This window comes from Paenibacillus oenotherae (assembly GCF_019443105.1).
GTDB lineage: Bacteria > Bacillota > Bacilli > Paenibacillales > Paenibacillaceae > Paenibacillus_Z > Paenibacillus_Z oenotherae.
This window is the reverse complement of record NZ_JAHZIJ010000015.1, coordinates 85,526-97,042: the sequence shown is the minus strand read 5'-3', so window position 1 is coordinate 97,042 and position 11,517 is coordinate 85,526. Positions and strand designations below refer to the sequence as shown.

Annotated in this window: 8 protein-coding genes; 5 read left to right on the top strand and 3 right to left on the bottom strand. The window is 46.3% G+C overall.

Annotation, left to right across the window (positions count from 1 at the left end; all coding sequences use genetic code 11):
• Window positions 1-9: 9 nt before the first annotated feature.
• The 3 genes from K0T92_RS18395 to K0T92_RS18385 are packed head-to-tail and all read left to right on the top strand — an operon-like array spanning window position 10 to window position 4,125.
• On the top strand, window positions 10-1,578 hold the full coding sequence (locus tag K0T92_RS18395) for a response regulator (RefSeq protein WP_219873935.1): 1,569 nt from the start codon (window positions 10-12) through the stop codon (window positions 1,576-1,578).
• Complete coding sequence (locus tag K0T92_RS18390; RefSeq protein WP_219873934.1) at window positions 1,578-2,681, top strand: HEAT repeat domain-containing protein; 1,104 nt, start codon at window positions 1,578-1,580, stop codon at window positions 2,679-2,681. The genes K0T92_RS18395 and K0T92_RS18390 overlap by 1 nt, the downstream gene beginning before the upstream one ends.
• A complete protein-coding gene (locus K0T92_RS18385; RefSeq protein WP_219873933.1) occupies window positions 2,662-4,125 on the top strand; it encodes a glycosyltransferase family 2 protein in 1,464 nt (487 codons plus the stop codon). The genes K0T92_RS18390 and K0T92_RS18385 overlap by 20 nt, the downstream gene beginning before the upstream one ends.
• A 153-nt stretch (window positions 4,126-4,278) precedes the next feature.
• On the opposite strand, the gene K0T92_RS18380 is transcribed toward K0T92_RS18385, so the two are convergent.
• Together K0T92_RS18380 and K0T92_RS25120 are read right to left on the bottom strand one after the other, a co-directional pair.
• On the bottom strand, window positions 4,279-6,576 hold the full coding sequence (locus K0T92_RS18380; protein WP_246628257.1) for a glycoside hydrolase family 113 protein: 2,298 nt from the start codon (window positions 6,574-6,576) through the stop codon (window positions 4,279-4,281).
• Between the two features lie 75 nt (window positions 6,577-6,651).
• Window positions 6,652-6,966, bottom strand: a complete 315-nt coding sequence (locus K0T92_RS25120; RefSeq protein WP_343223740.1) for a transposase — start codon at window positions 6,964-6,966, stop codon at window positions 6,652-6,654.
• A 147-nt stretch (window positions 6,967-7,113) separates the two neighbouring features.
• On the opposite strand from K0T92_RS25120, the gene K0T92_RS18370 reads away from it, so the two are divergent.
• On the top strand, window positions 7,114-8,511 hold the full coding sequence (locus tag K0T92_RS18370; RefSeq protein ID WP_219873932.1) for a hypothetical protein: 1,398 nt from the start codon (window positions 7,114-7,116) through the stop codon (window positions 8,509-8,511).
• On the top strand, window positions 8,508-9,776 hold the full coding sequence (locus K0T92_RS18365; RefSeq protein WP_219873931.1) for a hypothetical protein: 1,269 nt from the start codon (window positions 8,508-8,510) through the stop codon (window positions 9,774-9,776). Before K0T92_RS18370 ends, K0T92_RS18365 begins: the two co-directional genes overlap by 4 nt.
• A 239-nt stretch (window positions 9,777-10,015) precedes the next feature.
• On the opposite strand, the gene K0T92_RS18360 is transcribed toward K0T92_RS18365, so the two are convergent.
• Entirely contained in the window at window positions 10,016-11,200 is a 1,185-nt protein-coding gene (locus K0T92_RS18360; protein ID WP_219873930.1) for a hypothetical protein, read from the bottom strand.
• Between the last annotated feature and the right edge of the window lie 317 nt (window positions 11,201-11,517).

Genomic DNA, 11,517 nt, shown 5'->3' with positions numbered 1-11,517 from the left:
AGGGATTCTATGGATAAATTTCAACGCCTGTTCTATACCAAGATGCGAGATTCCTATGACAGATTTACTTCTTCGAACGAGCCGATTACGCAGCGGGACATCTACCAGTTCGTCCACTCGATCAAAGGAACGGCGGGGACGATCGGACTGCCGGAATGGAGCACGATTGCGGAAAACCTGCTGGCAGACATCCGGGAAGAGGATACGAAGACTTGGACTTCGGAGGAAGCGGCGCGCTTGCTGTCCATATTCGTCCAGCTAATACCGACGCAGGAGGCCCCGCAACCGAAAACGGAACACCCCCCGCTGCCTGTCGAACGAAAGGAAGAATCCGAGACGGACAAACCGCTCATCCTGCTCGTGGACGACGACTTGGACTTGCTGATGATTCTGAAAGAAGTCTTGGAGGGACAAGGGTGGCTAGTGCTCGCGACCGACGATCCGGACAAAGGATTCGCCTGGTTTTACGAGATGAGGCCGGATTGCGTCATCTCCGATATTGTGATGAAACAAAGCGGCTTCGACTTCTTGCAGCAAATCGCCCCTCATATGGACGTCAGTCTCGTTCCGAAGGTTCTCATGAGCGGCAATATCGATAAAGAAACACGATTGCGCGCTTATGAAGCGGGCGTCGACGATTTTATTCCGAAACCGATCGATCTGGATGAATTCATCGCACGTGTCGGCAGGCTGCTGCGCAAAAGAAAGCAGGTCGTAAAGCTGCTGCTGCTCGACGAATTGACGGGCGCATACAACACGAGCTTCCTTCACCAGCAATACGAGCTGCAGCGCCTCTCGCTCGCCGGGGAACCATTCGCCTGCTGTTCGCTCGCGGTGCTCGATATCGACGGGTTCGGGGCGATCAACGAGCGTTACGGGCACCAGGCCGGCGATCGTCTTCTTCAATGGTTGGCTGCTACGATCCAAAGCCGGTTGAGGAAAGACGAGTTATTGGCAAGAGGATTCGCTGATCAATTCCTGCTGTGGCTTCCCGGCCGAAGCGAGAACGAAGCGACTCCATTCGTTCAAGAGCTGCAAGGGCTGATCGCGGACTCCGTCCACGAGCATCCTGCGGGCAGCTTCTCCGTCACGGTATCCGCCGGGGTGTCGGCAATCGCTCCGGATGTCTCGTTGGATGACAACGTTCATGCGGTCGTGTCGGCCATGCAGGATTCCAAGCGGCCGAAACGGCTGAACATCGCCATCGTGGACGATGATGCTCTTCTGCGCAACGTGCTGTCCAAGCAAATTTCGGATTTGGAAGAACTCAATCAAATCGATATTCGCTGCTTTGAGGACGGGGAGCACTTTTTCCAGGATCCATGGCACGCAGGGAGAGGCAAATATTTGCTCATTCTGGATCGGATGATGCCGAGAATGAACGGTGCTGAAGTGCTGGGCCGAATCAGGGCCGATTATCCGAAACGCGACTATCTGATCATGATGTTAACCGGCGTGGACGACGAGCGCGAAGTCGCCGAAGCGATGAGAGCTGGCGCCGACGATTATTTGACGAAGCCGTTCAGTCTCGTCGAATTGGAAGCCCGGGTCCGAAGACTTGTCCGGGGGATGGCCTGATGATTAGCGGAATCGTTCGGGCGATCAACGTTCTGGCTGTCATCAATCTAGCTCTTATCGCAGTGCTTATGCTGCTATTCCTGTATTTGCTCTTCGCCAAAATAGCCGGCAATCGCAAAAAGCGCCGCCTGGCCGAATTTATAGGCGTGTCCCAGTCTCAAAGCGAAGCTTCGGGTATTTTGCAGTTTCTGCAGACAGGATTCGTCTCGAGGCAATTGAAAGCCGGATCGGCGCTCCGTCAGGAAGCGATTCAAGATTTGCTGCTGCAGCGGCTGCTCGCGACGAAATCGAAAACCGAAGAGCAGCGCATTCTTGCGTTCGCGGCACTTCAGTATGCATCCGTTTATCGCGCTGCCCTGCAGAGCCGCAGGTGGAGCAAGCGAATGAATGCATTGTTTGGCATCGAGCGGTTTCGATTGAAAGATTTGGTTCCCGACCTGAAAGAGCTGCTGCAAGCGCCCAAATGCACCGAACACGAACGATTTCTCATTTATCGCGCTTTCGCCGTGTTCGGGCTGAAAGACGAGGTTATTCCTCATCTCATGCAAAGCGAAGCGTCCTATTCCGGCGAGCAGCTGCTGCAGCTGCTTCTTCCGTTCAGCGACGACGCGCTGGAGCAGCTTTGCTTGGAATTCCACCTGCTCCCCCTTCCGATTCAGCGCTGCATGGTCGATGTGTTAAGGCTGCGGAACGCAAGATCGAACGTGGTGCTCGGCCTTCTGGAAGATCATCTGTTCGCGGATGACGCCGAGCTGCGGGGGCGGTGCCTCCATGCGATAGCCAATTTCGGTTATATGAGTCCTGGGGCTGTCGAACGATTCATGGCGAGAATCGAGGACGAATCCGCGGATTCGTCCTCTGAAAGACTGATGCAAGCAAAGCTGATGGGAATGGTCCGGGAAGAGCGATATTTGGCCCATTTAGAGCGGCTTATGAGCGATTCGGACTATTCTGTTCGTCAACAGGCGGGGGAATCCATCTCCCGCTATAAATCCGGTTTTGACGTGCTTCGGCGCATCTCCATCACCAGTTCAGATCGGTTTGCCGCAAGCATGGCGAGCGAAACCTTGGAAAGGAGAAGCTATGAACGGGAAAACACTTGATCTGCTCATCGCTCTGTTTCATGGGATCACGCTTCTGATCACGATTTACGTGGTCGGCGTAACGCTGCTTTATCTCGCCTTGCTCCTGATTTCGTTCAAGAAGCTTTATAAAGAAAAAGGATTAAAAAACATCCAATACGACAACGTCTTGAACGAAAGCATCACTCCGCCGCTGTCCATCATCGTGCCTGCCTATAATGAGGAGGCGAACATCGTATGGAGCGTACGTTCTTTGCTCGGGATCAACTATAAAGTGTACGAGATCGTCGTCGTGAACGACGGTTCCAGGGACGAGACCGTTCAACGCATGATTTCAGAATTTCAAATGGTCGAGATCGAGCATAAAGTCCTCTTGTCTTTAAAAGACACGAAGCCGATCCGATCCGTCTATCGCTCCGCCCGTTATTCGAATCTGGTTCTGGTGGACAAAGAGAACGGGGGCAAGGCCGACGCGTTGAACGCGGGGATCAATATCTCGAAGCACCCGTATTTCGTATCGCTCGACGGCGATACCGTGCTCGATCCCAATGCCTTCATTAAAGTCATGAAGCCGATCATCGACGCTAAGCCCGGCGAAGAAATTATCGCGACCGGCGGAAGCGTCGGCATCGCAAACGGAAGTTACGTCGACAGCGGTTTTCTTGGCGAGCAAAATGTCGCGTTGTCCCGCAATCCGATCGTCGTGATGCAAGTAATCGAGTATTTGCGGGCTTTCTTGATGGGGCGGATCGGGCTCAGCCGATATAACTTGCTGCTCATCGTCTCCGGGGCGTTCGGCGTCTTCAAGAAAGATTGGGTCGTGAAGGCGGGCGGCTACGAGGTGGGTACAATCGGCGAGGATATGGAGCTCGTCGTGCGGCTGCACGCCATGATCCGGGAGGAAAAAAGCAAAGCCCGAATCGTGTACGTCCCCGATCCCGTATGCTGGACGGAGGCGCCGGAAAACTTCAAAATTCTGAAGCGCCAGCGGACCAGGTGGCATCGCGGACTGTTCGAAAGCCTCTGGCGGCATAAACGAATGATTTTCAATCCGAAATACGGAAGAATCGGCCTCGTCGCCATGCCTTACTTTACCGTCGTAGAACTGCTGGGGCCGATCATCGAGTTTTTTGGATATGTCTTGGTTGCCGCCGGTTTGTTTATGGGAACACTGTCGATTAAGATCGCGCTGCTGCTAGCGCTGGCGATGCTGTCGTATGGTATGATCTTGTCGATGGGCGCAGTTCTGCTTGAGGAATGGAGCTGGAATCGCTATCGCAAAGTCTCCGATCTGGTTCGGCTCTTCTTCTACGCCTTCACCGAATCGCTTTGGTACCGTCCGATCGCCGCATACTGGCGCTTAATCGGCTTGATCGAGGCGATCAGGGGCAAGAGGCATCAATGGGGCGAAATGACCCGTAAGGGCAGCGCCATCAATTCCAAACAGCGAGATGCAGCGTCATAACACGGGGCTGTCCCATTAAGACCCCTATAAGATGAAAAGATGCTTCCAGCCCCACTTTTATCTTTTAGAGTGGTTTTGGAGGCATCTTTTCACATCAATTGGACTGACTCATTGGATGCTGGACTTATTGGACAGCCCCCGTCCTCTGCGATTCTATTGTGCTGGGATGGGCTGGGCCGTCCGGAAGAGGTTCTGCAAAATATAATACGATTGCTTCAACCGTTCATGGTAGGTCGGGACTTCCCAGGTGTTCCAACTGTATTCCGCCATATCCTTCTGCAGCAGCTGGCCTTCGGATATTCCGGCGGTGGAGAAGATGAGATCGGATCCGCCGACTTCATCAGGGCTATTGGTGCTGTCCGGGCGGTAAGTGACCGCCGCAATTTTGATGCCCGGGATGATCGTCTTGCCTTCGAGCCCCTCCTTCCAAATGTCCCCCATCGCTTCCCGCGTGCTCGGATCCTTCATATTCAGCAATTGCCAGGGAATGCGAAGCTCAACCGTATGCGCCTTCTCGTTGTAGGAGACGTCCGTAAGCGAGTGAAACGCCGGGTGATCAGGATTCCCGTCCCCGAATATTAAGAGTCCCGTTTCATAGCTATCCAAGGGCAAATGCAGCGTTTGTCCATGAACATTAGGCACATCCAACGGCCGATTCAAGGCCAGTATCGACTTGTGGAACACGCCGTTGTTTTTCTGGTTTGCATGATCCTGCTTCGGCAGCAAGTTCAGCAGCTCTCCATACTCATAGTAGAACGGGTCATAATAGCTGTCGACAACAAGCCTGGATTTGTTCGGACCTTTGAGGTCGATGACGAAATCGATGCCCGCTTCCGTCTTCAGTCCGCTGCCGCCCGGCAATTGGTGCTGTCCTTGGTCCTGAATCGTGTCGAGCAGCAGCATCGTGCCCGTCTTGGACCAATCAAACGGTTGATTGTCCTTGCCGAAATCCAACCGGAAGTAGACGTATCGCTCATCGCTGGCCACGTACCATTGTTCGAGCTTTTGCGCCTCGTAGTCCTCGCCCGCAGCCTTTACCGGCCCGGCACTCTGCATCGGCACGGACGCGATGCCGGCTTTGTCCCAATCCCCAGTTTCACCATCCACCTGAATGGTTGGCTTATTGCCGGGATCAAAGCTCAGCAATCCGAACTGCTGTTCACTGGTTTGCGCATTCGACCAGAATGGCCGGCGATCCGGGTCGTCCAATTCCATCGTGTTCCAGGTTCGTTTGAACCATTCGTCCTGCCAAGAGAATACAAGTCCGCCAGCCATGCCTTCGTTTCGGATATTTTCGAACAGCCGCGCGTCGATCTCTCCTTGTTCCTGTTCCGAGTGCGCTCCTTGATTCCATCCATAGATATTGCGATGCGTCATGCCACGCGAAGACGGCACTCCGAATTCGGCGATGACGACGGGCATGCGATGCGCTTTCCTCAAGTCGTTCAAATACCCGGCATAGCTGTCCTTCGCTCCCTGTTGATTCTTATACTCGGTATACTTCGTCTCATAGTTCAGAAAGTCCGGATAGTACGGGTACACGTGATAGGAGGCGAAATAGCCCGCGTGAAAGGCCGTTGTCGGTTCAATAACGTTCGGATTCACGGACACCATATCCTCTTCAGGCAGCGGCTCCGACGGATGATCCAGCAAATCGGTCGTCACCCAATTCGTAAAGCTGATCGGTCGTTGCCACGAATATCGCGAAGCCTCGTAAGAGACGGTCTCTTCCATAATGCCCGCGAGCCAATTTTCGAACGGAGAAGCTTGTGCAGTTTTGAAATACCGTCCTTCAAAATCGCGCGCCGAGCTATGCTTGTCGTTCGTTGCTTTCACGATGGCCGGGTTCCATTCGACGCCGAGCACCCAGCCGAGCACGTATTTCGAGATGTCCGCCCGGTACTGGCCCGAAGCGTGCCCCGGCTGTGCGGCAATATTCGCTTCCCCATGGATGACATCGATGATGCGATGGATCTCCTGTATGAACTCTTTATTCAGATCGGGATCATAGGCGTCCTGTGAAGCGCCAAGCTTATCTTCATTGATCCATGTCCCATGCAGAAGGTACAGCGGATGCTTCGCCTTGGCATTGTATTCCGCTAACGCTTCGTAGAATCCCGGCGGATGCAGCGTGTACACACGAATGACGTTGGCGTTCATGGCTCCGATTTGCTCGAACCATCTCCGATATTCATCCTTCGAGATCGCGGTCTCTCCGGGAAAATGTCCCGGCTTGGCAATCCCCATATTGACGCCTTTCAACAAGATATCGTGCGGCATCTTGTTTTCATCGAACAGCTGCAAATACTGTTTGCCTGTCACCGCTGGCATCGTCATGCCGTCCATCGTCACCGTATAGGTATTGACGGGAGATTCGAATGTCCGATAGACGAATATACCGCCGACAATCAAGATGGCGGCTATCAGAATGAGCTTTCCAATCCATTTCATCTCTGTCTTTTTCCCCCTACTCATTGAACTAATCAATGATTTCGACATGATTCGGTCATTTCCTTTGGTGAACCGTTAAAACAGCAGGAAGCGCCGGAATCCCCGGTTGTTCTTCAGTTGACCAAACACACTCTCCGACTCAATCATCCGACAAACCAAGAGCGCGTAGCCTCCCTCGCTCTTTAAGATATCTCGCACCCGTTGCTTCTGACGAAAGTAGACCAGGCTCACCAAATCTCCCGACTTCCCTGTGCCTTCGTGTAGTCGCTTTTGAGCAGACCAGTCGGTACAGTCGGAGCTTTTGTAGTGACGCAGTTTCATTTCATAGCCGCTTCCATTGGTTTTCCATTCCGATTTGTAGATTGTATCCGGGTTTGAGCTCTCGTACACCTTTCGCTACAATCGTTCAGCACGAACTAGTCCTTTCTTGAAAAATATTTGTTCCAACTGAAAAATGCTAAAGTTTTTCCCGGAGCCCAAACTTACAAAATGATTTATAATTGTTAATTAAATAGACTAACAGGAGGAAGTAAGTAGATGCTTGAACAAGTGATATCTTATGGCAGTGAAAGAATCATCACTATATACCATAAAGGTTTCGATAAAGATGTAGGAAATCGACATAAAAAAGTGTCGGAAAAACTCGGGCGTTTTCAACTCGTTTTCGAGGAAAAGGTCGTCCCCGACGAAGAGCCGGCTAAATATATGCTTAATGGTTGGTCTATTAAAGGATTATTGGGAAACGCGAACGCTTTGAATCCATATGGTGAAAGTGCCTGTGCATTTCTAGAACAAATCGTTTCAATTCATAAACCAAACTGTCTATTTACTGAGGACAAAGAATACAAGCTGAAAGTAGATGTTCCTACTTTTCAAAAAATTTGTTCTTTCTCTAAGAAATACACTGGAATCGATTTTTCCAAAACCCCTATGAGTTTCGGTAATGTCTTGTTTTATTCTAGCTTTGAAACGAATTTACACGCACTAAAGGAAGAAGGAATTATTGTAAAAGGGAATCATGCTTGCGATCTGATTATCGTCCACTTTAAACAAAATGACATGGTTGTATGTACAAGGATGATCGAAGCTACCGGTTTCCCCCCAGGATGGGAAATTGAAGTCTTGTCAAATGTGTCTTGGAATAACCATGACATCGAAATCTATGATGACGAAAACTTGGTTTATTTTTACAAAGGCATTACTTATTTGAGAAATATAGTAATGAATATGACCGTCTTACAGAGAGGACACGACATCCCGTTAAAAAAATTGGGGAAAGCCTTCAGGGTGGAAGATCAAGGGAGCAGTACGAAAACGACCATTGGTGAAAAGCGACCAATTATACAAGAAAAGCTTGAACGTTCCGAAGTAAGCATTCGCCGAAAACTGAACGAAGAGGAAATGAATCAGGACACATTGTTTGTCAAGCCCAATGAAATACAAAAAGCAATGGATTTTATCCAAAAGGAATTAAAAAAAACAAGTAAGCAAATATGGCTTTTTGATTCTTATTTCTCGGATCGAAATGGTCTCCATTACTCACTTGATTGGATTAGGATCTTTGCTTTCCTACACGCTGATGAAAAAAACATCGTATTTTTTAACAATCCTTCTAAACCAGAACGTAACCCTGTAACTGCTAAAGAATTTTCATATCTAACCAAAGAAGATCCTACGATTCGAATGAAGAAACAGAAAGACAAATCCTTAGGAATACGGTTCTATCAGACAAAACAATACATCCATGATAGGTTTTTATTTATCCTAGATAAAGAAGAATTTGTAACGGGAATATCCATAGGAACCTCCTTGAATTCACTGGACAGCAATTATTATTGTATACATAAATTATATAAAGGTAGCGCGCGTCATATTTTTGATGAGCTAAAACAATTTTCGAACTTGCCGAATATTGAAGATATAAGTAGTGTATGAAAGGACAACTGGCAATGAATAGGGATACGATGAATGAGTTTAAATCAATTTTACATGATAAATGGAACAAAATACAAAATTACAATACGATAAACAAACGTATAAAAAAAGTTTTCGGAAGAAAACCATCGGCAATCTGGATCAAAGAATTTTCCAACTTTCTTGATCATTTACCAGAGGAGGAAAGAAGAAGGAAACCATTATATACCGCAGTTTTTGCAATGGTACTCTTGAAACGAAACCTTGATGAGATTGATATAGTACGATTGCATTTGAAGAAACATCGACTGATTTCCTTCTTGTATGGCGGTTTGACTATACTCGTGAAAGGGAACGATTCCAAATTTAGGTTTAATATTTCATGGTCTGATGGTTCGTTTGAAAATAAATATGAATTTTTAAGAAGATTCGTCGGAGAATTTTATTATTGGGATTACATCGAATTTTTTCTGGTCGCAGAAATCATATATAAAGAAGAATCAGAAAAATTCCAGGAAATATTAATGTCAGACCAATCAAAACTTTTGCTGCTCAATTTATGTTCTTTTGACTTACCTATCCATATTCCGACCCATTGGATCATTCCTTTGATGAAGGACAAACAGGACAGTCTACGACAAAATATTGGTTATTATTTGTTGACGAAAAAACTAAGAAGCATTATTCAACAGCTGATAATATGGAAACCCCTTCAGAGTGGCGAAAAAAAAACCAAGAAAGTTGAATTGCTAGGTCAAATCAAAAAAGAAATTCTAATCGTCGAGGACTCGATGAAACAATTAGACGAACAAACACAAGCATCTCTGCTATTTAACTATATGCTATCTGAAACGCATTGGCCACGTGATTTTGCAAAGTGGTTATTAAATCCAAAACTCCGCAAATGGTTCATGCAAGAGATTCAAAACAAAAAAGTACGAACATTGAAAAATGTGATGGTCTGTTTGCAAATCATTCAAACTCGGGTAACTACTTCTGAACAGTTACATAGAAAAGAGAATCTCTATCTTACGTTGGTAGACGTGATAACCAATTTCATCAGGGAAAGACAAGGGGTCTATCAATGGACTGAAGATGAAGAATGGACATTCGAACAAATATGCCACAGACTTCCTGCGATTAGCAAGGCTAAACTAAAACGACAACTAAGTTTGATAAAGAAAGGATTATGGACAAGTAGAATCGACGAGCTTGTCCGGTTCGATATGTATTTGAAAGACAAAGTGACCCAAACAATAATCGAAGGGATGCTGGCACAATTATAAGGTGGGAATGTAATCTCATCCACTCTATGTACATGATCCTTCATCAATATATATACCTCACCAGGAGCAAGACAAATATTCATAAATGCAAATTGATGGGGAAGTTGAATTATCGCTAATGATAACTGCAAGAAGTAGATTACGGGTTTAAATTTAGACGCTCTACTCCTCATGCCCCGCAAAGTATAGTTAAGCTGGTACCGATTACTTTGCGGGATCCCGTGCCCGTGATTCACAAACTAAATATTGTCATTTCCGAATAAAAAGTTAAACACATGATAGCTCTTAGTTCCGCTTATGTATACTAAACTGAAGTGAGATATATCTTTTTGCTCACCGATTTCAAACTCCAGCGTTATACTTCGTTTTTCATAATCTATTATCCTTTCATCGGCATTAGCTGAATTTTCGAATATATTCATTTCTTTACATTGGTAAACGGTATCTGCATTCTCTCTTAGCACGAAGTCCGATCGACTTACCTTTATTATCTGATCGCTGACATTTTGAAAAACTAAACCTACCGTACATGTATCGTGTGAATAAGAATATAGCAAATCGGTGATCACAACCTCTTTTGTTACTCTGTTATAAAGTTGTTGTTGGTACCTAAAAACCTCTATATTTTCAAACTCATTGACTAATTTAAGCATTTCTTTTCTGTTGTCTGTCAAAGGTTTTGTCATGAGCTTTATAACCTTAAATAGGTTGACACTTTCCACATTATATGTTTTTCCTGTAAGTCTATGAATAAGTCTTTTTATCCATATCCAGTCGTTATCAATAATCCACTGTAATCTCAAATATCTGAAGTACGAATAGTTCTGGTTGTGATACCAATGGTAACTCATTATTAATGACGCAGAATTGGCATCTTCATAATGTCTGATCAAACCTGACCACAAGTAATAATTAAACATGTATCTATTAATTTGACGTATAACACTTATCTTAGATAGCTTTGCCTTCTTTATGACGCTTCTTGCTTCTTGTAGGAACAATGAAATAAATTGCATTCCTCTAACATCAGAGTAATACCCCGATTGATCATCCTCATACTCATGCCTCTTTATGTTGTAATATTCACCAATTAATATAGGGGTAGCATACCTCATATTTTCGGCAATATGGACATAGATTTTGTTTAGAATTTCTTTTTCATCAATATGAAGTTTAATATCATGACCTTTCCTGAAGGCATTTGCGACATCAAAATAACCGAAAACTTCAAAAATGATAGGAGAAAACAACTTTTGAAATACTTCCTTGTTGTACTTCTCACGCTCTCTACTCAAGCTCAGCTTGTGTGAGACATACTGAGCGACACTTGCACCAATGAACGCGCCGATTAATGTCGCTATAGAAGTTATAACAGCAGGATTAAAACCAGATGCAGAAATTTTGTTCCATAAGGAATCCAACAAGGAACCAACCTCTTTCAAAATAACTTTATATCAAATAAAGACCATATTCGACAGAAACCGCTGCTATTCCTCTATGCCAAATAAATTCGATGTCGCTCACTAGACCGCTACCCTAAACGTAACAGCGGAAATTGATGGATTAATTGTAGGAGGTACGATCAAAGTGACGCTTGCGCATAGTGGCGTTTCCTTTCTGAACGAATTGCTGGAACTCCCCGTATTTGCTGGAGCTGTTAGCCTCTGAAGGATCACATCGTGACGGAAGCAAGTACTACTATTTGCCTCTATTATAATGAACCTGGCTTCCTTTAATCCTT

Coding starts and splice junctions, on each gene's coding strand:
- K0T92_RS18395 (WP_219873935.1), top strand. CDS start 10: ATGGATAAATTTCAACGCCTGTTCTATACCAAGATGCGAGATTCCTAT.
- K0T92_RS18390 (WP_219873934.1), top strand. CDS start 1,578: ATGATTAGCGGAATCGTTCGGGCGATCAACGTTCTGGCTGTCATCAAT.
- K0T92_RS18385 (WP_219873933.1), top strand. CDS start 2,662: ATGAACGGGAAAACACTTGATCTGCTCATCGCTCTGTTTCATGGGATC.
- K0T92_RS18380 (WP_246628257.1), bottom strand. CDS start 6,576: ATGAAATGGATTGGAAAGCTCATTCTGATAGCCGCCATCTTGATTGTC.
- K0T92_RS18370 (WP_219873932.1), top strand. CDS start 7,114: ATGCTTGAACAAGTGATATCTTATGGCAGTGAAAGAATCATCACTATA.
- K0T92_RS18365 (WP_219873931.1), top strand. CDS start 8,508: ATGAAAGGACAACTGGCAATGAATAGGGATACGATGAATGAGTTTAAA.